At 63.8% G+C, this 18,468-nt stretch carries 22 protein-coding genes; 17 read left to right on the forward strand and 5 right to left on the reverse strand.

The features are described from left to right. Nucleotides 1–386: 386 nt before the first annotated feature. Together NKI15_RS24315 and NKI15_RS24320 are read right to left on the reverse strand one after the other, a co-directional pair. Entirely contained in the window at nucleotides 387–1,451 is a 1,065-nt protein-coding gene (locus NKI15_RS24315) for a TraB/GumN family protein (RefSeq protein ID WP_023706732.1), read from the reverse strand. Nucleotides 1,452–1,524: 73 nt separating this feature from the next. Beyond that, a complete protein-coding gene (locus NKI15_RS24320) occupies nucleotides 1,525–2,463 on the reverse strand; it encodes a tyrosine recombinase XerC (protein WP_023706731.1) in 939 nt (312 codons plus the stop codon). A 118-nt stretch (nucleotides 2,464–2,581) separates the two neighbouring features. Between NKI15_RS24320 and rimM the strand changes: the two genes are divergently transcribed. Then, on the forward strand, nucleotides 2,582–3,181 hold the full coding sequence (gene rimM, locus NKI15_RS24325) for a ribosome maturation factor RimM (protein ID WP_023814767.1): 600 nt from the start codon (nucleotides 2,582–2,584) through the stop codon (nucleotides 3,179–3,181). Continuing rightward, nucleotides 3,178–3,876: a tRNA (guanosine(37)-N1)-methyltransferase TrmD gene (gene trmD / locus NKI15_RS24330; RefSeq protein ID WP_023670527.1), complete on the forward strand. Its 699-nt coding sequence runs from the start codon at nucleotides 3,178–3,180 to the stop codon at nucleotides 3,874–3,876. The genes rimM and trmD overlap by 4 nt, the downstream gene beginning before the upstream one ends. On the opposite strand, the gene NKI15_RS24335 is transcribed toward trmD, so the two are convergent. After that, nucleotides 3,858–4,610: a sulfite exporter TauE/SafE family protein gene (locus NKI15_RS24335; RefSeq protein ID WP_023683874.1), complete on the reverse strand. Its 753-nt coding sequence runs from the start codon at nucleotides 4,608–4,610 to the stop codon at nucleotides 3,858–3,860. The genes trmD and NKI15_RS24335 overlap by 19 nt on opposite strands. A 326-nt stretch (nucleotides 4,611–4,936) precedes the next feature. On the opposite strand from NKI15_RS24335, the gene rplS reads away from it, so the two are divergent. From rplS to leuC, 8 genes are all read left to right on the forward strand, one after another. Then, nucleotides 4,937–5,476, forward strand: a complete 540-nt coding sequence (rplS, locus tag NKI15_RS24340) for a 50S ribosomal protein L19 (protein ID WP_023683875.1) — start codon at nucleotides 4,937–4,939, stop codon at nucleotides 5,474–5,476. Nucleotides 5,477–5,630: 154 nt separating this feature from the next. Further along, nucleotides 5,631–6,059, forward strand: coding sequence for an organic hydroperoxide resistance protein (locus NKI15_RS24345; protein WP_352515140.1), 429 nt, complete (start codon nucleotides 5,631–5,633; stop codon nucleotides 6,057–6,059). After that, nucleotides 6,056–6,553, forward strand: a complete 498-nt coding sequence (locus NKI15_RS24350; protein WP_023683877.1) for a MarR family winged helix-turn-helix transcriptional regulator — start codon at nucleotides 6,056–6,058, stop codon at nucleotides 6,551–6,553. The genes NKI15_RS24345 and NKI15_RS24350 overlap by 4 nt, the downstream gene beginning before the upstream one ends. Before the next feature lie 237 nt (nucleotides 6,554–6,790). Then, nucleotides 6,791–7,591 (forward strand): transporter substrate-binding domain-containing protein, encoded by an 801-nt coding sequence (locus tag NKI15_RS24355; RefSeq protein WP_023687705.1) that lies wholly within the window; start codon nucleotides 6,791–6,793, stop codon nucleotides 7,589–7,591. A 169-nt stretch (nucleotides 7,592–7,760) separates the two neighbouring features. Further along, nucleotides 7,761–8,576, forward strand: a complete 816-nt coding sequence (locus tag NKI15_RS24360; RefSeq protein ID WP_023745410.1) for an amino acid ABC transporter permease — start codon at nucleotides 7,761–7,763, stop codon at nucleotides 8,574–8,576. A gap of 58 nt (nucleotides 8,577–8,634) precedes the next feature. After that, on the forward strand, nucleotides 8,635–9,270 hold the full coding sequence (locus NKI15_RS24365) for a class I SAM-dependent DNA methyltransferase (RefSeq protein WP_023745409.1): 636 nt from the start codon (nucleotides 8,635–8,637) through the stop codon (nucleotides 9,268–9,270). Then, the gene (locus NKI15_RS24370; protein ID WP_198022458.1) at nucleotides 9,267–9,479 is read left to right on the forward strand and encodes a hypothetical protein; all 213 of its coding nucleotides are present in this window, start codon (nucleotides 9,267–9,269) and stop codon (nucleotides 9,477–9,479) included. Before NKI15_RS24365 ends, NKI15_RS24370 begins: the two co-directional genes overlap by 4 nt. Before the next feature lie 72 nt (nucleotides 9,480–9,551). After that, the gene (gene leuC / locus NKI15_RS24375) at nucleotides 9,552–10,961 is read left to right on the forward strand and encodes a 3-isopropylmalate dehydratase large subunit (RefSeq protein WP_023698368.1); all 1,410 of its coding nucleotides are present in this window, start codon (nucleotides 9,552–9,554) and stop codon (nucleotides 10,959–10,961) included. A gap of 107 nt (nucleotides 10,962–11,068) precedes the next feature. Here leuC and NKI15_RS24380 read toward each other — a convergent pair whose 3' ends face one another. Continuing rightward, on the reverse strand, nucleotides 11,069–11,380 hold the full coding sequence (locus NKI15_RS24380) for a hypothetical protein (protein WP_023670517.1): 312 nt from the start codon (nucleotides 11,378–11,380) through the stop codon (nucleotides 11,069–11,071). Between the two features lie 162 nt (nucleotides 11,381–11,542). Between NKI15_RS24380 and NKI15_RS24385 the strand changes: the two genes are divergently transcribed. Beyond that, nucleotides 11,543–12,739: a GGDEF domain-containing protein gene (locus NKI15_RS24385; protein WP_352515139.1), complete on the forward strand. Its 1,197-nt coding sequence runs from the start codon at nucleotides 11,543–11,545 to the stop codon at nucleotides 12,737–12,739. A 37-nt stretch (nucleotides 12,740–12,776) separates the two neighbouring features. On the opposite strand, the gene NKI15_RS24390 is transcribed toward NKI15_RS24385, so the two are convergent. Further along, the gene (locus NKI15_RS24390; RefSeq protein WP_023687709.1) at nucleotides 12,777–13,148 is read right to left on the reverse strand and encodes a hypothetical protein; all 372 of its coding nucleotides are present in this window, start codon (nucleotides 13,146–13,148) and stop codon (nucleotides 12,777–12,779) included. Between the two features lie 252 nt (nucleotides 13,149–13,400). Here NKI15_RS24390 and NKI15_RS24395 point away from each other — a divergent pair, with 252 nt between their 5' ends. The 6 genes from NKI15_RS24395 (at nucleotide 13,401) to NKI15_RS24420 (ending at nucleotide 18,451) form a co-directional block, all read left to right on the forward strand. Further along, entirely contained in the window at nucleotides 13,401–13,871 is a 471-nt protein-coding gene (locus NKI15_RS24395) for a hypothetical protein (RefSeq protein ID WP_023709350.1), read from the forward strand. Nucleotides 13,872–14,111: 240 nt separating this feature from the next. After that, nucleotides 14,112–14,531, forward strand: coding sequence for a succinate dehydrogenase, cytochrome b556 subunit (sdhC, locus tag NKI15_RS24400; protein ID WP_023683884.1), 420 nt, complete (start codon nucleotides 14,112–14,114; stop codon nucleotides 14,529–14,531). Beyond that, nucleotides 14,531–14,929: a succinate dehydrogenase, hydrophobic membrane anchor protein gene (sdhD, locus tag NKI15_RS24405; protein WP_023683885.1), complete on the forward strand. Its 399-nt coding sequence runs from the start codon at nucleotides 14,531–14,533 to the stop codon at nucleotides 14,927–14,929. The genes sdhC and sdhD overlap by 1 nt, the downstream gene beginning before the upstream one ends. Nucleotide 14,930: 1 nt before the next feature. Then, the gene (gene sdhA / locus NKI15_RS24410; protein WP_352515138.1) at nucleotides 14,931–16,760 is read left to right on the forward strand and encodes a succinate dehydrogenase flavoprotein subunit; all 1,830 of its coding nucleotides are present in this window, start codon (nucleotides 14,931–14,933) and stop codon (nucleotides 16,758–16,760) included. A 40-nt stretch (nucleotides 16,761–16,800) separates the two neighbouring features. Further along, complete coding sequence (locus NKI15_RS24415) at nucleotides 16,801–17,580, forward strand: succinate dehydrogenase iron-sulfur subunit (RefSeq protein ID WP_023670510.1); 780 nt, start codon at nucleotides 16,801–16,803, stop codon at nucleotides 17,578–17,580. Between the two features lie 241 nt (nucleotides 17,581–17,821). Next, on the forward strand, nucleotides 17,822–18,451 hold the full coding sequence (locus tag NKI15_RS24420) for a YceH family protein (protein WP_352444995.1): 630 nt from the start codon (nucleotides 17,822–17,824) through the stop codon (nucleotides 18,449–18,451). The last annotated feature ends 17 nt before the right edge of the window (nucleotides 18,452–18,468 follow it).

The following is an 18,468-nucleotide window of genomic DNA, read 5'->3' on the forward strand; positions in this document are numbered from 1 at the left end:
GCCGAAAACATAGTACGCGACAATCGCAAGGATGACGACGACCAGCGCAATCAGCCAGCCGCTGCCACCACCCGACCTGGGCGCTGGATCGTTAGGGTTCGCCATAAAAGTGTCCTCCGTGGATGAAAAGCATCAATCAACACCCCTCAACGCGCAACCGTTGAACGGGTTCATACTAGGCCTTCAAATTGACGAACGCAGGAAAATTCTGATTCGCAACCGCTTGTTGGCCTGTATTTCCCCCGCAAAATCAATCACGAACGAGGTAGAACGAGCTTAGCTGGCCTTTTCCGCCAAAAATAGGGCCAACCGCCTCCGCTTTGCGAATCAGTTGCGCACCGCACAGAGCCGGGCTTACGTGATTCGGTATTCAAGACGGGCGCTGCTCAGTCGACGGCGGTGACGGTATAGCCGGCCTTGCGAAAATCCTCGACCAGGCCTTCGGGGCCGGGAAGATGCATGGCGCCGACGGCCATGAAGGCATTGCCCTTGGCCAGGATCGGTGCGGCATGGTCGGCCATGACCTTGTTGCGGCCGGTGATCATCGTCCGGTCGAATTCGGCGTAACCTGCGTCGTCGTCTTCGTCGGGCGAGATCGAACGCAACAGCGGCCAGAAGGTGCCGGTGTCGCCGCGCTGGTAAAGCACGATCATGGTTTCGTTGATGTCGTTTATCTTGTCGCCGAGCTTCAGGGTCTCGACCAGCCCTTTGATGTGGAACGCAATCGGCAGCGAGGCCATGGCGTGCAGCTGGCTGGCAGCGGTCTCCAACCCTTCCACCGGCTTCCCCAAGGCCTTGGCGTCCTGCGCCAGCTTGACGTCCAGAACCGGTGCGCCGCCTGCCTGACGGGCGACCTCACAGACCGGCAGCGCGACCATGGCCGACAGCAGCCACGGCTTCATCTTGGAGACGCTCGCCGGCGGAATGCCGCGCGCATCGAGCCCTTTGTTCACCACCGCCGCATCCTCCGGCGACAACAGCGACGACAACGTCGTGTTGTCGGTGAACATCATCAGCTCGGGTTCCTTGAGCATGGCCTCCATCATCTTCTGCTTGTCGAGCACGTCGGTGGTCTCGATGATGATGGTGCCGGCAGCGTCATAGGCTTTCCTGGCTGCCGGCGGCAGAGTGGTCACGCGCGGGTCGGTCATGTGCATGGTGCCGAACAGGAAGGACGGCTTTTCGCCTGATTTCTCCAGCTTCCACAACAGGCCCTTGCCGTTCAGCGTCGCTGCTGCTTCCGTCTCGATCCTGGCATAGGCGGCGGGGTCTTCCTTCTGCAGGGCCGATAGCAGATCGGCGCCGGCGCAGGCCGGGGCTTCGGCATGCGCCTTGCCCATGGCAAGCAGCAACGCGACGAGAAAAGACAGGAAAAACAGGGCGTTGAGCGCGACGAGCAGCTTCAGCGACACAAGGGCCGCGCGGTCGGCGATGGCAAGGGCGCGTTTCATGGTGCGGTTCTAGGACTGAAAAGCGGCGAAACGGTTAACCGGCGTGGGGAAATTGTCCTGGACTTATACAGTGTCACGCGCGGGGATGGGCGGATTCGTAGATCTCGAGCAGCCTTGCCGTGTCGACGCCGGTATAGACCTGCGTCGTCGACAAGCTGGCGTGGCCGAGCAGTTCCTGGATGGTGCGCAGGTCGCCGCCGCGCCCGAGCAGATGGGTGGCGAAGGAATGGCGCAACGCGTGCGGCGTCGCGGTGTCGGGCAGGTTCAGCGCCGAGCGCAGCCTGGCCATGTCGCGCTGGACGATGGCCGGGTTGAGCGGCCCGCCCCGGGCGCCGCGAAACAGCAGGCCCTTGGGATCGAGATGGTAGGGACACAGTTTTCGGTATTCGGCGATGGCCCGCAGCGCCACCGGCAGCACCGGCACCAGCCGTGTCTTGCCACCCTTGCCGGTGACGCGCAGCACGGTGTCGGCTTCCGATGCCAGGTCGGCGGCGCTGAGGCCCAGCGCTTCGGAAATGCGCAGGCCCGATCCATAAAGCAGCGTCAGCACGGCGGCGTTGCGGGCGGCGATCCAGGGCTCTTCAGCCAGCTGGCCTTCCACCGACACGACATGTTTGGCATCGCTGGCGGTCAGCGGCTTGGGCAGCGATTTCGGCTGGCGCGGCGCGCGCAACGCAGCGGCACCGGCGGCATTGGCGAGACCGCGCCGTTCGAGGAAGCGCAGCAGCGAGCGGATGCCGGCGAGGCCGCGTCCGAGCGTGCGGGCGCCGGCGCCGGCGTTGCGCCGCGCGGCAAGAAAGCCGCGCAGATCGGCCGGGCGGAGAGTGGCGATGTCGGAAAGACCAGGCGAGCCGCCGCAATGCCCTGTGAGGAAATGCAGGAACTGGCGCGTGTCGCGCTCATAGGCTTCGACGGTCGCCGGCGACAGCCGGCGCTCGCGCGCCAGCATCTTCAGCCAGCTTTCGCGCGCTGCCTGGAGGTCGGGTTTTGCCGGGATGAGAAATTCCTGCATGCCGCCATTGTCAGGCAGCCGGGTTAGGAAGCGGTGAAGAACCTGTCATTGAAATGGCCACGGGCGATCATTGAAATGACGCCGGTAGGGCGTTAGAGCAGGGCAAAGGATATCAGCCATGTCGAAGCCCCAGAACCCCGTGCAAATGGCCGTGATCGGCGCCGCCCACGGCATCAAGGGCGAATTGCGGGTGAAAACCTTCACCGGCGAGCCGCTGGCGCTGGCGGATTATGGCCCGCTCTATGCCAAGGACGGCCGCGCCTTCCAGATCATCGACATAAGGCCGGCAAACACTGTCGTCGTGGTGCGTTTCAAGGGCATTGCCGACCGCAACGCCGCCGAGGCGCTGGCCGGCACGGAGCTGTTCGTCGACCGCTCGATGCTGCCGGACGATGGCGAAGAGGACGAGTTCTACCACGCCGATCTCGTCGGGCTGGAAGTCCGCGACGACACGGATGCGGTTGTCGGCAAGGTGGTCGCGGTACACAATTTCGGCGGCGGCGACATTCTCGATGTCACGCTTGGCGGGCGCAAAGGCGTGCTGATCCCGTTCACGCAGGCCGCCGTGCCGCAGGTGGTGGTTGCCGAAGGTTTTGTCCGTGTCGATCCGGCGGCGGCCGGGCTGGTCGAGGACGAGGATGGCGAGGCGCCGCGCGAAGAAGACTTCGACGCGAAGGGCCGGCCGCGCGGGCCACGCGACGCCGGGGGCAACCGGTGACGTTCAAGGCTTCGGTGCTGACGCTCTATCCCGAGATGTTTCCGGGCGGGCTAGGCCTGTCGCTGGCCGGACGGGCGCTCGAAGTCGGGACATGGTCGCTGGAAGCTATCCAGATCCGCGACTTCGCCAGCGATCGCCATCACACCGTCGACGACACGCCGGCCGGCGGTGGCGCCGGCATGGTGATGCGCGCCGATGTGCTGGCCAAGGCGATCGACCACACCTCGCCGTCCGGCGATCCGCGGCCAAAATTGCTGATGAGCCCGCGCGGCAAGCCGTTGACGCAGGCGCGGGTGCGCGAGCTGGCCGCCGGGCCGGGCGCCGTCATCGTCTGCGGCCGCTTCGAGGGTGTAGACCAGCGATTGATCGAGGCGCGTGGGCTGGAGGAAGTCTCGATCGGCGATTTCATCCTCTCCGGTGGCGAGCCGGCAGCCCTGGTGCTGCTCGATGCCGTGGTCCGGCTGTTGCCCGGTGTGATGGGCAATGCGGTATCAGGCGAGGAAGAAAGTTTTGAGAACGGTCTGCTCGAACATCCGCATTACACGCGACCGCAGGAGTTCGAAGGCAGGCCAATCCCCGACGTGCTGGTTTCCGGCAATCACAAGAAGATCGCCGCCTGGCGCCGCGCAGAGTCCGAGAGGCTGACGAAGGAGCGGCGGCCGGATTTGCTCGCCGCTCAGCCCTTGGCAAAATAGTAGACGGCGAGAAACAGGCCGACGGCGATGACGAAGCCGCGTACTGCGTTTTGCGGCACGCGCTTGGCGATCCAGACGCCGGCATAGCCGCCGAGCGCGCCGCCGGGGATCATGACGATTGCCTGAGGCCAGGCAACAACGCCGCCGGAAACGAAGACCAGTATGGCAACGGCGGCGATGACCACGGCCAGCATGTTCTTCAGCGCGTTCAGCCGGTGATAGTCGCCGGATTGCGTCAGGCCGAGCGTCGCCAGCATCATGACGCCCATGCCGGCGCCGAAGAAGCCGCCATAGATGGCGGTAGCGAACTGCGCCAGCGAACCGGCCAGAGAGCCGACCGTGGCTTCATGCCCAGGCTTCGGCGTTGGTTTCAGCCACGGCCCGGCGGCGAACAAGGCGGTTGCGGCCAGCAGCAGCCACGGCACGAGGGCGCGGAACGACGGATTTGAGAGCGCCAGCAGGATGAGCGCACCAGCCAGCGCGCCCAAAGCCGAGATCAGGCAAAGCAGCAGCGCGCCGCGCCAGAAATGCTTGATGTCGGTCCAGTAAGCCAGCGTCGAGGTGATGTAACCGGGAAACTGCGTTACCGAGGACGTGGCGTTGGCGACGATCGGCGGCAGGCCGGCCAGCGTCATGGCGCCGAAGGTTATGAAGGTGCCGCCGCCGGCAACGGCGTTGACGGCGCCTGACAGAAAACCCGCGAGGAAGAGCAGGACTGCGTCGAAAACAGACATTGTGAGGCCGCCGGACAAGTGTGCTGCTCCCGGATTAGGAAGCTTGAAGGGCCGGCGCAACCCTGCACTGGACGATTGCGTGGTGGCATGCGACCAAAAAAGACAGGGCCAAGGCGTGACAAGTCAGTGAAATAGCTGTATGTGCCCGCCCGTACTGGCGAGAAAAATCTCCCGGACCCGTCAACAATGACGGTGTAGTCGCCCCTGCCCAATGTTTCGAAGACAAGATGTCTCGGGGACAAAGGGCATAGCCGAGCGGTCAATGGAACTGCAAGGCGAGTGTCGGACGCTCTGACTGTCGGAAGAACAAGAAGTGGACTATTGAGATGGATATCATCCGTCAGCTCGAGGCCGAACAGGCCGCCAAGATCGAAGCCAAGCGCAAGCTTCCCGAGTTTCAGCCCGGCGACACCGTGCGCGTGCAGGTCCGCGTGACCGAAGGCACCCGCACCCGCGTCCAGGCCTATGAGGGCGTCGTCATCGCCCGCGCCGGCGCCGGCTTCCAGGAAAATTTCACCGTCCGCAAGATCTCCTACGGCGAAGGCGTCGAGCGCGTTTTCCCGGTCTACTCGCCGATGGTCGAAGGCGTCGAGATCGTGCGCCGCGGCAAGGTGCGCCGCGCCAAGCTCTATTATTTGCGCGACCGTCGCGGCAAGTCGGCCCGTATTTCGGAAAACACCGGCGTGCGCGCCCGCAAGCTCAACGATGAAGAACGCGACGCGCTGAACGCCGAGAAGGCCCGCATCGAAGCCGAGAAGGTTGCCGCTGCCCAGGCGCTGGCCGCCGAGACGGCCGCCAAGGAAGCCGCCGAGAAGAAGGCCGCCGACGAGGCTGCAAAGGCGGCTGAAGCGACCCCGGCCGAATAAGATCTCGTCCAAGGATTTTGAAAAGGCGGCTTCGGCCGCCTTTTTTCGTTTCACCAGACTGTGAACGATTGCCGGCCGAGAGTTTGGCCACGGCTGTTGACCCGAATTACATTGTACACTAAATAATCGTTTACAAATCAAATGGAGAACTGACATGGCACTCTACACCACACAGGCTCGCGTCACCGGCGGCCGCGCCGGCCACGGCGAGACCAGCGACGGCCTGCTGAACGTCGACCTCGCTTTGCCGAAGGAGCTCGGCGGACAGGGTGGCGCCACCAATCCCGAGCAGCTGTTCGCGGTCGGCTATGCCGCCTGCTTCGAAAGCGCCATCCGCTTCGTCGCGCGCAAGCAGAAGCTGCCGCTGGAGGATGCGGCGGTGAGCGCCACCGTCAGCCTGCTTCCCAATGGTGAAGGCTTCAAACTTGGTGTCGCACTCGCCGCGGAGACCAAAGGCCTTGATCAGGCGGCGGCGGAAGCGCTTGTATCGGCAGCGCATCAGATTTGCCCCTATTCCAATGCGATCAAAGGCAATATCGAGGTGGCGCTTTCGACAGTGGCGCTTCCGGCAAAGGCAGCATGACGACGAAGACCGAAACCAGGGCCAGCGAAGTCCCGGCGGACACCGCCGGGAGGATCGCCGTTCCGCGCCTCGACCAACAGCTCTGCTTCGCGCTCTATTCGGCGAGCGGGCTGATGACCAAGCTCTATCGGCCGCTGCTTGACCCGCTCGGCCTGACCTACCCGCAATATTTGGCGATGCTGGCGCTGTGGCAGCATGCGCCGAGCACGGTCGGCGAACTCGGCGAGGCGCTGGGGCTGGATTCGGCGACATTGACGCCGCTGCTCAAGCGGATGGAAGCGGCTGGTCTCGTCACCCGCCGTCGCGATCCGGCCGACGAGCGCCGCGTGCTGGTCGAACCGACTGCCAAGGGCCAGGCGCTGCGCGCCCGCATCAAGGACGTATCCGCAGGCCTTGCCTGCGCCATGCCGCTGGAAGTCGAGGAGCTGAAGTCGCTGCACCGGACCTTGACCGGATTTGTCGCCAAGCTGCGTGAGGCGACGTCACCATCCTGATCCGTCATCTGACGGGTTCCCGTGTCCAGGAGGGGCCTGGTTTGCCGGCGGCGCAATCACGGAATAAATTCCGACCACGGGGCGTTCTAAAACCGCGTTGGTTGAAGGCATTGGAATCCGCTTTCACCGGACGCTGAGCACCGGACCGGCTTGCAAGCCGTCTGCGGACGGCTAAAGTCGCGCCTGGATTTTCATGCGAGCCCGGCTGCAAGCGGGCTTCTCATCCTGGAGCGTGTCATGACCAAATCGAAGCTGCTGCTGGCCGCCCTCGCGGCCTGTTTCCTCGCGCCCGTCGCTGCATGGGCGGCCGATGCGCTGCCCGATCTCGGCGGCAAGAAGGTCGTGGTGGTGACGGAAAACGCCTATCCGCCGCTGCAGTTCATCGACGCCAAGACCGGCAAGCAGATCGGCTGGGAGTATGACGCGATGGACGAAATCGCCAAGCGGCTGAACTTCAAGGTGGAGTACCAGAACACCTCCTGGGACGCGATGATCCAGGCGGTTTCCGACAACCAGTACAACATTGGCATGACCGGCATCACCATCAAGGACGACCGAAAGGAGAAGGTCGATTTCTCCGACCCCTATATGCGTTCGGAGCAGTTCATGCTGGTGCGCGCCGATGAAAGCCGCTTCACCGACGCCAAGACCTTCGCCGCCTTCAAGGACGGGTTGATCGGCGCGCAGGCCGGAACGACGCCGTTCTACACCGCCGTCTACAGCGTGCTCGACGGCAATGAGCAGAACCCGCGCATCAAGCAGTTCGAGACCTTCGGCGCTTCGGTGCAGGCACTGAAATCCGGCGACGTCGATGTCGTCCTGACCGACGGCACCGCCGGCAAAGGCTATGTCGATGCCTCCGGCGGCAAGCTCAAGCTGATCGGCGGCCCGCTCGGCACCGAGGATTTTGGCTTCATCTTCCCGAAGGGCTCGGATCTGGTGAAGCCGGTCAACGCGGCGATCGCGGCGCTGAAGGCCGACGGCACGATCGAGGCGCTGAACAAGAAGTGGTTTCTCGACTACAAGATGGGGCAGTGATGTCCGACTCCTTACCCTCCCCCTTGTGGGGAGGGTCGATCCGCGAAGCGGAGCGGGGTGGGGGTGCCAGCGCCGGCGCTTTGTCACGACCCCCACCCCGGCTCACCAGCTTTGCGATGCAAAGCTTGTTCGCCGACCCTCCCCACAAGGGGGAGGGTGAAGCGCCCTGATGGCCACGCCCCCCGCTTCGACTCTCAAATCCGATTTCCCCTGGTGGCTTGCCGCCGCGATCGCGCTCGCCGTCGTCGCTGCGCTCTCCATTGCCGCCAGCGATCTCTACGCCCAGGTTTTTGCCACCGTCGCCAAAGGCATCGGCATCACCATTCTTGTCACCGTGGTCGCCTTCGCGCTGGCTTCCGCCACCGGGCTCGGAGTTGCGCTGATGGGGTTGTCGGGGTCGCGTTGGCTCAGGCAGATCGCTCGTTTCTATGTCGAAATCATCCGCGGCGTGCCGATCCTGGTGCTGTTGTTCTGGATCGCCTTCGCCGGCGCGCCGGCCTTCGTGGCTGCGTGGAATGCGCTGACCGCGCCGCTGCAAAACGCCGGCTATCTCGGCGAGCTTTTGGTGCGCGACGTGTCGCTGTTGTGGCGTGCAATCATGGCGCTGACCATCGGTTATTCCGCCTTCATCTCCGAGGTTTTTCGCGCGGGCATCCAGTCGGTCGAGAAAGGCCAGATCGAGGCTGCCAAGGCGCTCGGGCTGACGCGCACGCAGCGCTTCCGTCTGATCGTCTTCCCACAGGCGATCCGCACCATCCTGCCGCCGCTCGGCAATGACTTCGTCGCCATGGTCAAGGATTCCTCGCTGGTCTCGGTGCTCGGCGTCGCCGACATCACGCAGATGGGCAAGATCTACGCCGCCGGCTCGTTCCGCTTCTTCGAGACCTATACGATCGTCGCCTATATCTATCTCATCCTCACCGTCAGCCTGTCGCTGGCGCTGCGGGGGCTGGAGCAACGACTGCGGCGGGCGCAGCAGGAATAGAAGTCCGACGCGGGCACGGCTATGATCGCGGAGGACAGGATTCCGGAGGATGCAGGCGATGACGATCGACAAGGCCAATGCGGCGCTGGGTACCGTCTATTCGGCCGACACGCCGGAAGGGCTGGCCAAGGCCTATGCAGACTGGGCCGCGACCTATGACGGCGAGACCGCTTCGCTCGGCTATCTGCTGCCGTTCCTGATCACCGCCTGGGTGGCGCGCCATGTGAAGGTGGGTGAAGGCCCGCTGCTCGACGCCGGCTGCGGCACCGGCCTGTCGGGCCCGTCATTGAAGGCGCTGGGTTATCACGACATTGCCGGGCTCGACCTCTCCGACGACATGCTGAAGATCGCCGGCAGCCGCAATGCCTATGGCGATCTGAAGCAGGCAATGCTCGGCGGGCCGCTGCCCTGGCCAGACGGGCATTTCCGCGCCTTCTTCTCGACTGGCGTGTTCACCATCAGCCATGCGCCGGCGTCCGGCCTGCACGAGCTTGTCCGCATCACCAGGAAAGGCGGCCACGCTATCTTCACCGTGCGCGACCAGGTGTTCGACAGCGGTGGCTTCCAGGCCGTGTTCGACGGGTTGGAACGGGCCGGGAAATGGCAGCCGGTCGAGCAAAGCCCATGGTTCCGCTGCTATGCGATCGCCGAGGCGGACGCGCTGGTGAAGACTTTCGTATTCGAGGTGGTTTGAGCGCCGCCCTCTTCGCCTTCTCCCACAACAAGGGGAGAAGGGAAAACACGCCGCAATTGCCGAAAAGCCAAAACATTGGTATGAGCCACGCCATGGAAGAGCTTTTTGGCGATCCGGCCTATAAGGGTTTCGTGCTGCAGGACAGAAAACGCCTGCCGTCGCGTTTCTCTTCGCGCATTTCCGGCGCGCTCACCAGCCGACTTAGCTAAGCCGCTTTCGCTGGGCCGAAGGCTTCGGCGCGTCTGCCCTTCCCCTTTTTGCAAATCGACGGATTTACGCACATGAGCGCACCGCGCACCCTCTACGACAAGATTTTCGACGACCATGTCGTCGACCGCCAGGATGATGGCACCTGTCTGCTCTACATCGACCGCCATCTCGTCCATGAAGTGACCAGCCCGCAGGCCTTCGAAGGTCTGCGCATGACCGGCAGAAAAGTCCGGCATCCGGAAAAGACGCTGGCCGTGGTCGATCACAATGTCTCGACCTCGCCCGAGCGCAAGTTCGGCATCAAGAACGAGGAAAGCCGCATCCAGGTCGAGGCCTTGGCCAAGAACGCTAGGGATTTCGGCGTCGAATATTACTCCGAAAACGATATCCGCCAGGGCATCGTCCACATCATCGGGCCGGAGCAGGGCTTCACGCTGCCTGGCATGACCATCGTCTGCGGCGACAGCCACACCTCGACGCATGGCGCCTTCGGCGCATTGGCACATGGCATCGGCACCTCCGAGGTCGAGCATGTGCTGGCGACCCAGACGCTGATCCAGCGCAAGGCCAAGAACATGCTGGTGCGTGTCGATGGCCAGTTACCGGAAGGCGTCACCGCCAAGGACATTATCCTCGCCATCATCGGCGAGATCGGCACCGCCGGCGGCACCGGCTATGTCATCGAATATGCCGGTGAGGCGATCCGCGCGCTGTCGATGGAAGGCCGCATGACAATCTGCAACATGTCGATCGAGGGCGGCGCGCGCGCCGGCCTGATCGCGGCCGACGAAACCACCTTCGCCTATGTCAAGGGCAAGCCGCGCGCGCCGAAGGGCGCGTCGTGGGACGCCGCGCTCGAATACTGGAAGACGCTGCAGTCCGACGAGGGCGCGCATTTCGACAAGGTGATCGTGCTCGACGCGGCCAAGCTGCCGCCGATCGTCTCTTGGGGTTCCTCGCCCGAGGACGTCGTTTCGGTGCAGGGCGTCGTTCCCGATCCGGAAGAGATCACGGACGAGAACAAGCGGACGTCAAAGATCCGCGCGCTCGACTATATGGGGCTGACGCCGGGCACGAAGATCACCGACATCACGCTCGACCGCGTCTTCATCGGCTCCTGCACCAATGGCCGCATCGAGGATCTGCGTGCGGTGGCCAAGGTGGTCGAAGGCAAGACGGTGAGTGCGCATGTCGATGCGATGATCGTGCCGGGCTCCGGTCTGGTCAAGGAACAGGCGGAGGCCGAGGGTCTCGACAAGATCTTCATTGCCGCCGGTTTCGACTGGCGCGAGCCGGGCTGCTCGATGTGCCTGGCCATGAACGACGACCGGCTGAAGCCGCATGAGCGCTGCGCCTCGACCTCGAACCGCAATTTCGAAGGCCGGCAGGGCTTCAAGGGCCGCACCCATCTGGTATCGCCGGCCATGGCGGCGGCGGCGGCGATCGCCGGCCATTTCGTCGACATCCGCGACTGGAAATAGCGCAGACTGGTTCAAGCCTGATCTGAGCGTATGCAAAACCCCGAACGGCAAAACCGTTCGGGGTTTTGTTTAAAGCGCGCCGCTCTAAGACCCTTGGGGTATATGCCCTAGCCGGCACGCCGGATGATTTCATGAAATTCCTCCCGGCTGCCGGGTTCGTCGGCCGCGACCACCAGCGCCAGTTCGCGCTCGTCGAAGATCTTGAACCACTCGTCCCATTCGACCAGCTCGTAGCCGCCTGCGTTGACCGGGCGTTCAGGCTGATCCTGGTCCTGATAGGCGTGCTGGCCGAAGACGAGCCTCAGCAACGGCTGCGTTCCGGTTTCGGGCGATACATCGACGATCGCCGGAAATCCGGCGCGCCCTGCGGCCCATGAGCGAATTGCTTCGTGGTCGGTCAGCGTGATCGTGTCGGCCATGAATAACTTCTCCTTGATGCTGTCACGAAACGCCTGCCTCAGGTCCCGGTTCCGTGCAGCAGCTTCATGAGTGGCGACTTGCATATTCGTCCAGGCTTAACCGCTTGTTGGGGCTTGCGCTCTAAGGTCTTCCCTGACGTCAAGCGGGGAAGTCACCGTCCTTTGGACACCGGCCTGTTCATAGCGCTGCTCAATCCGACGATCGCGCTGGCGCTCGGCGCGGCGTTCCTCGTGCTGTGGTTCTACCAGCGCCACCGGCCCTATCTGGCTGTGCTCGGCACGAGCTATTGCGTGTCCGCGCCCGGCTTCCTGCTGCAGTATTTCACGCTGCCCGGCGGCATGGTGCTGACCAAGCTGGTCTCCAACCTCTGCTTCACGCTCGCCGCCTGCTGCCTCGTCGGTGCGATCATCTCGCGCTACGGCAGGCGCGTGCCCTATATCGCGATCGGCATTCTGGCGGGTGGCGGGATGGTCGCATTCTGCTGGTCCCTGTTCGTCCAGCCGGACTTAACTTGGCGCATCCTGTCGATCAATTTCGGCTTTGGCGGCCTCAGCCTGCTGGTCGCCGCCGAGCTGCGCGCCGTGCGCAAGAACGGCCCGACGGAAAAAATCCTGTTCGTATTGTCGCTGCTGTCCGGGCTGAACTTCATCGGCCGCACGCTGCTCGTCGTCATCTGGCACGGGCCGTTCACCAGCTATGACGGGTTTTATGGCTCGTCCTACTGGACGACGGCGCTTTTGACGCACGCGCTGCTGTCGTTGCTGATCGCGCTCTGCCTGTTCTCGGCAGCTGCGCTCGACGTGATGAAGGCGCTGAAGACCGAGACGCACACCGATCCGCTGTCTGGCCTGCTCAACCGCAGGGGTTTCGAGGAGCGCGCCTTGCTGGTGCTGCAGCATTGCGCTGTTACCAAGGTGCCGGTCGCGCTGGTGCTGGCCGATCTCGATCACTTCAAGGCGCTCAACGACAAATACGGACATGCCGCGGGCGACCAGGTGATCGCCGACTTCGCCGCCAAGCTTCGCGCGGCCGCCGGCACGCGTGCGGTTGCCGGCCGCATCGGCGGCGAGGAGTTCGCTGTGCTTCTGTCGCTGAGCGATCTTGCCACGGCGCGGCTGTTTGCCGAAGCCGTGCGCACGCACTATTCGGCCGGCAGTGTCGACGGGTTGCCGCCGGGCACCAGGGTGACCGCGAGCTTCGGCGTCGCGGCGCGCACCGGCGACGAAGGGCTGGAGCCGCTGATGCGGCGCGCCGACGAAGCGCTCTACAAGGCCAAGAAGAACGGCCGCGACAGTGTGCGATTGTCCTATGAGCGGGCGGAAACGGTGTTCATCCCGGATACAGGCAGCGTCGGTTAGCGTCTCGCTTAAACGGCCTCTCGGCCGTGCCGGATCATCAGCGGCAAGGGCTGAGGTTGGGCATTTCGCCATCGGAGAGGCCGTACATATAGGAGCGGCCCTTCACGAACACCGGCGGCTGGTAGCAGCCACGCCTGGAGATGTGATCCGCCTCGTCTTCATAAAGGACTTCCGGTTCCGCTTCCGGCTGCCCGGCGCTGGTGTAGTCGGACAATTTCTTGGCCAGCCTGCCTTGGCCGACAATGATGCGCTTGTAGCCGGCGGCGCTGTCGATGACGAGATTGCCCAGGGAATCGGCATAGACGCGGTCATGATGGCGCGACCAGGCCATTGCCGGGGCGGCGAAGCCGAGACTGGCTGTCGCCAGCACAAGCGCCGCAAGGCGCGCTCTTCCTGAATTCGAAAGCATGGTGTCCTCTCTGCTGTGGACCCGGTCGAATCGGAAATTAACCTGTTCTTAACCTTTGTTAAGAGGGCAGGCGCATCCGGCGGCGATCTCTCGCCAAACATGGTTAATATCCGACGGGATGGAAACCTGGGCGTCATCATTCGGCCATGCTTGCCCGCACCATCGGCCGCGACGCACACAACTACGCTGACGTGGGGTGAGCTTGATCTTGGTGGAACATCGCGGCTAGTTAGCCGCGCAGGAGGACAGCATATGGCGTTACGCCGGACGTTTCGGGTGACGCTGTTGTCGATCCCCTTGCTGACTGCCGCAGCCTGCGTGCCGCAGAACGGCGCGCCGACGGCGGTGAATACCGTACCACCCACTGTCGCGCCCGTGCCGGCTCAGCAGTCCGCCGCACCTGTGGCGCCCCCGGCTTCCGCAACGGCTCCGACAGCGCCTGCCGCACCTTCAGCCAAGATCGTCACCGACCTTACCGCGCCGCGGTCTGCTGTCGGCACGGCAACTTACAGATGCGGCAATGGCGGCATGATCACCATCCAGAACCTCGGCACGGCGTTGCGCGTTGTCAGGCCCGATGGCACGACCGAGGAGTTTGCCGCATCACCCGCCAACCAGTCCAGCCGCTACCAGGAAGCCGCGTCGCATGACGCAATCGTGATCGACGCGCGCGAGGCGCTGGTGATGAAGAGGGGCTCGACACCACAGACCTGCAAACGATAGCCTGGCGTCGATTGCAAAGGAAATGCCGCACTGCAGCGAACGGTGCGCCGGCTTTCGACGGTGGCCAAATCGATTGAAGCGAAACAGCAGCCTTTTGTCAGACTAAATGACGTTTTCAAAACGATTTTCCGGCTTTGACGCGGTGCAAAAAGAGCATTAGAAACCGGCTGTCTGAAGTCATATATCGAGGCGGTAAGTGCCGCTTTCCACCGCGGCTCCGGACATCGAACTGGGGCAGCCATGAGCAAATCACCAGCCACCCGAACCGCCAGACGTGAACGGCCGCTCTCGCCGCACCTGACGATTTACCGCCCACCGATCACCATGACGATGTCGATCATTCACCGCATCACTGGCGGGGCGCTGTATTTCGGCACGCTGCTGGTCGCCGCGTGGCTGATGGCGGCGGCGAGTTCGCAAGGCGCTTTCGATTGGATCAACTGGGCCTTCGGCACCTGGCTCGGCCGGCTCATCCTGTTCGGCTACACCTGGGCGCTGATGCACCACATGCTGGGCGGCGTGCGCCATCTCGTCTGGGACACCGGCGCCGGGCTGGAGAAACACACGGCATCGAAGATCGCCTGGGCGACGCTCGCCGGTTCCATCCTGCTCACGCTGCTGATCTGGGTCGCCGGCTACATGGCGCGGGGAACCTTGTGATGAGCGGCACGAACAACAACGATATGCGCACGCCGCTGGCCAAGGTCCGCGGTCTGGGCTCGGCCCGCGAAGGCACCGGGCATTTCTGGCGACAGCGGCTGACGGCCATTGCCAACATCCCGCTGATACTGTTCTTCGTCGGGTTCCTGATCGCGCTCAATGGCGCCGGCTTCGCCGAGGTGCGGGCGGCGCTCGCCAGTCCGTTCGTGGCGCTGGTGTTGGCGCTGGTGCTCGTTTCCGGTCTCACCCATATGCGTGTCGGCATGCAGGTCATTATCGAGGATTACGTGCATGCCGAAGGCATGAAGCTGGCGCTGATCGCACTCAGCACGTTTTTCACCATAGCGGTCGGCGTCGCCTCGATCTTCGCCCTGCTCAAACTGGCATTCGGAGGCTGATTTGTCCAAGGACGCGAAATCGGCCACCGGCTATGCCTTTGTCGACCACAAGTTCGACGTGGTGGTCGTCGGCGCCGGCGGCGCCGGCCTGCGCGCCACGCTCGGCATGGCCGAGCAGGGCCTGCGCACGGCCTGCATCACCAAAGTGTTCCCGACCCGCTCGCACACGGTGGCGGCACAAGGCGGCATTGCCGCGTCGCTGTCCAACATGGGTCCGGACTCCTGGCAGTGGCACATGTACGACACCGTCAAGGGTTCGGACTGGCTGGGCGACGTCGACGCCATGGAATATCTGGTGCGCGAGGCACCGGCGGCGGTCTACGAGCTCGAGCATTACGGCGTGCCGTTCTCGCGCACCGAAGAGGGCAAGATCTACCAGCGGCCGTTCGGCGGACACATGATGAATTATGGCGACGGCCCGCCGGTGCAGCGCACCTGTGCTGCCGCCGACCGCACCGGTCACGCCATCCTGCACACGCTCTACGGCCAGTCGCTGAAGAACAATGCACAGTTCTTCATCGAGTATTTTGCGCTCGACCTGATCATGGAACCGGACGGCACCTGCACCGGCGTCGTCGCCTGGAACCTCGACGACGGCACCATCCATCGCTTCTCCGCCAAGATGGTGGTGCTGGCGACCGGCGGATATGGCCGCGCCTATTTCTCGGCGACGTCGGCGCACACCTGTACAGGCGACGGCGGCGGCATGGCGGCACGGGCCGGCTTCCCGCTGCAGGATATGGAGTTCGTGCAGTTTCATCCGACCGGCATCTATGGCGCCGGCTGCCTGATCACCGAAGGCGCGCGCGGCGAGGGCGGCTATCTCGTCAATTCCGAGGGCGAGCGCTTCATGGAACGCTACGCGCCGTCGGCCAAGGACCTGGCCTCGCGCGACGTCGTCTCGCGTTGCATGACGCTGGAGATCCGCGAAGGCCGCGGGGTCGGCAAGAACAAGGACCATATTTTCCTGCATCTCGATCATCTCGATCCGGCCGTGCTGCATGAGCGGCTGCCGGGCATTTCGGAATCGGCCAGGATTTTCGCCGGCGTCGACCTGACCAAGGAGCCGATCCCGGTGCTGCCGACGGTGCACTACAATATGGGCGGCGTGCCGACCAATTACTGGGGCGAGGTGCTGAACCCGACGGTCGAGAATCCTGACCGGGTGTCACCCGGGCTGATGGCGGTCGGCGAGGCCGGCTGTGCCTCCGTGCACGGCGCCAACCGGCTGGGCTCGAACTCGTTGATCGATCTGGTGGTGTTCGGCCGCGCCGCCGCAATCCGCGCCGGCCAGGTCATCGACCGTAATTCGGCGATCCCTTCGCCCAACGAAGCCTCGGTCGAAAAGATCATGGATCGCTTCGACCGGCTGCGCCACGCCAATGGGTCGACGCCAACCGCCGTTCTGCGTGAGAAAATGCAGAAGGCGATGCAGGAAGACGCGGCCGTGTTCCGCACACAGGAGTCACTCGAAAACGGCTGCAAGCGCATTTCGCAGATATGGACCGAGCTCAAGGACCTGAAAGTCTCCGACCGTTCGACGATCTGGAATTCCGATCTGGTCGAGACGCTGGAGCTGGAAAATCTGATGGCCAACGCCATCACCACGGTCTACGGCGCCGAGGCGCGCAAGGAGAGCCGCGGCGCGCATGCGCGCGAAGATTTCTCGGCCCGCGACGACACTATCTGGCGCAAGCATACGCTGGCCCGGCTAAGCGAGGACGGCCAGGTGAGCCTCAGCTATCGTCCGGTGCACACCGAACCGTTGGTGGCGGAAAAGGACGGCGGCATCAGCCTCGCCAAGATCGCGCCCAAGGCCAGGGTGTACTGACCATGGTGCCGAAGCTCGTCATCCGAAAGGACCTGAGGTAATGGTCGAACTCACGCTTCCCAAGAACTCCAAGGTGCAGCCGGGCAAGACCTGGCCGAAGCCGGAGGGCGCCACCAACCTGCGGGAATACCGCATCTACCGCTGGTCGCCCGACGATGACGAGAACCCGCGCATCGACACCTATTTCGTCGACATGGACGATTGTGGGCCGATGGTGCTCGATGCGCTGCTCTGGATCAAGAACAAGATCGATCCGACGCTTGCCTTGCGCCGCTCATGCCGCGAAGGCATTTGCGGCTCCTGCGCCATGAACATCGATGGCTCCAACACGCTGGCCTGCACCAAGGGCTGCGACGACATTTCCGGCGCCGTCAAGGTCTACCCGCTGCCGCATATGCAGGTGGTCAAGGATCTGGTGCCCGACCTCACCAATTTCTACGCCCAGCACGCCTCGATCCAGCCATGGCTGAAGACAGTGTCGCCAGAGCCGGCCAAGGAATGGCTGCAGAGCCATGAGGATCGCGAAAAGCTCGACGGGCTCTACGAGTGCATCCTGTGCGCCTGCTGCTCGACCTCGTGCCCGAGCTATTGGTGGAACGGCGACCGCTATCTCGGCCCGGCGACGTTGCTGCAGGCCTATCGCTGGCTGATCGACAGCCGCGACGAAGCCACGGGCGAACGGCTCGACGATCTCGAAGACCCGTTCCGGCTCTACCGCTGCCACACCATCATGAACTGCGCCCAGACCTGCCCGAAGGGGCTCAACCCGGCCAAGGCGATTGCCGAGATCAAGAAGATGATGGTGGAGCGGCGGGTTTAGTTGAGGCGAGTTCGCTCGCGGCAATCTCGAACGCGGCGATCCTTCGCGCCCCCCTCTGTCCTGCCGGACATCTCCCCCACGGGTGGGGAGATTGGCCGTCATCGCGGCTTTCGCCAATCTCCAAGGTTGAAGGATGGCGCGCTGTCGGCGAAGCTGCCGATCTCCCCCCGCGTGGGGAGATATCCGGTAGGACAGAGAGGGGGGCGCTGTCTCGCCGGCGCTAGAAAGGATACTCAACCCAATGAGCGAAGAGCTTCCAATCCTTAATTCGGTCGAAGCCCGTGTGCTCGGCTGCCTGATCGAGAAGAAGGAGCTGACGCCGGATGTCTATCCGCTGACGCTGAATGCAGCACTTGTAGCCGCCAACCAGAAGACGGCGCGCGAGCCTGTGATGGCGCTCGAGCCGACAGAGGTGCATCGGACGCTGAAGCTGCTCGAGCAGAAGGGGCTGGTGCGTCAGATGTTCGGCTCGCGCGTCGAGCGCTATGAGCATCAGATGGCGCAGCGCTTCTCGCTGACGAGGCCGCAGACTGCGGTGATCGGCCTGCTTTTGCTGCGCGGGCCGCAGACGGCGCATGAGTTGCTGGCGCGAACTGAGCGCATGGCGCGGTTTTCGTCGATCGAAGACCTGCGCGCTGAACTCGACATGCTGATCGGCCGCCGACCGCCGCTCGTCCAGGAAATACCGCGCGGGCCGGGGCAGCGCGAGGACCGTTTTGTGCATCTGCTCGCCGGCCCCGTGGACGTTGCTGCCCTCTCTGCACAACGGAGTTCGCCGGTCCTGCCGGCCTCTGACCTGGAAGCAAGGATTGAATCGCTGGAGCAGGAAGTCGCAGCGCTTCGCGCCCGGCTTGATGCGCTGGGGGCTTAACTATCACCGGAGCGTTG

It is taken from the genome of Mesorhizobium sp. M0862 (assembly GCF_040319795.1).
GTDB lineage: Bacteria > Pseudomonadota > Alphaproteobacteria > Rhizobiales > Rhizobiaceae > Mesorhizobium.

Bases quoted from the DNA above. Each gene is read 5' to 3' on its own strand.
- NKI15_RS24335 (WP_023683874.1), bottom strand. From the start codon at position 4,610: ATGTCTGTTTTCGACGCAGTCCTGCTCTTCCTCGCGGGTTTTCTGTCA.
- sdhC (WP_023683884.1), top strand. From the start codon at position 14,112: ATGAGCAAATCACCAGCCACCCGAACCGCCAGACGTGAACGGCCGCTC.
- NKI15_RS24360 (WP_023745410.1), top strand. From the start codon at position 7,761: ATGGCCACGCCCCCCGCTTCGACTCTCAAATCCGATTTCCCCTGGTGG.
- NKI15_RS24365 (WP_023745409.1), top strand. From the start codon at position 8,635: ATGACGATCGACAAGGCCAATGCGGCGCTGGGTACCGTCTATTCGGCC.
- rimM (WP_023814767.1), top strand. From the start codon at position 2,582: ATGTCGAAGCCCCAGAACCCCGTGCAAATGGCCGTGATCGGCGCCGCC.
- NKI15_RS24420 (WP_352444995.1), top strand. From the start codon at position 17,822: ATGAGCGAAGAGCTTCCAATCCTTAATTCGGTCGAAGCCCGTGTGCTC.
- rplS (WP_023683875.1), top strand. From the start codon at position 4,937: ATGGATATCATCCGTCAGCTCGAGGCCGAACAGGCCGCCAAGATCGAA.
- NKI15_RS24390 (WP_023687709.1), bottom strand. From the start codon at position 13,148: ATGCTTTCGAATTCAGGAAGAGCGCGCCTTGCGGCGCTTGTGCTGGCG.
- NKI15_RS24350 (WP_023683877.1), top strand. From the start codon at position 6,056: ATGACGACGAAGACCGAAACCAGGGCCAGCGAAGTCCCGGCGGACACC.
- leuC (WP_023698368.1), top strand. From the start codon at position 9,552: ATGAGCGCACCGCGCACCCTCTACGACAAGATTTTCGACGACCATGTC.
- NKI15_RS24355 (WP_023687705.1), top strand. From the start codon at position 6,791: ATGACCAAATCGAAGCTGCTGCTGGCCGCCCTCGCGGCCTGTTTCCTC.
- NKI15_RS24345 (WP_352515140.1), top strand. From the start codon at position 5,631: ATGGCACTCTACACCACACAGGCTCGCGTCACCGGCGGCCGCGCCGGC.
- NKI15_RS24395 (WP_023709350.1), top strand. From the start codon at position 13,401: ATGGCGTTACGCCGGACGTTTCGGGTGACGCTGTTGTCGATCCCCTTG.
- NKI15_RS24315 (WP_023706732.1), bottom strand. From the start codon at position 1,451: ATGAAACGCGCCCTTGCCATCGCCGACCGCGCGGCCCTTGTGTCGCTG.
- sdhD (WP_023683885.1), top strand. From the start codon at position 14,531: ATGAGCGGCACGAACAACAACGATATGCGCACGCCGCTGGCCAAGGTC.
- NKI15_RS24320 (WP_023706731.1), bottom strand. From the start codon at position 2,463: ATGCAGGAATTTCTCATCCCGGCAAAACCCGACCTCCAGGCAGCGCGC.
- NKI15_RS24415 (WP_023670510.1), top strand. From the start codon at position 16,801: ATGGTCGAACTCACGCTTCCCAAGAACTCCAAGGTGCAGCCGGGCAAG.
- NKI15_RS24380 (WP_023670517.1), bottom strand. From the start codon at position 11,380: ATGGCCGACACGATCACGCTGACCGACCACGAAGCAATTCGCTCATGG.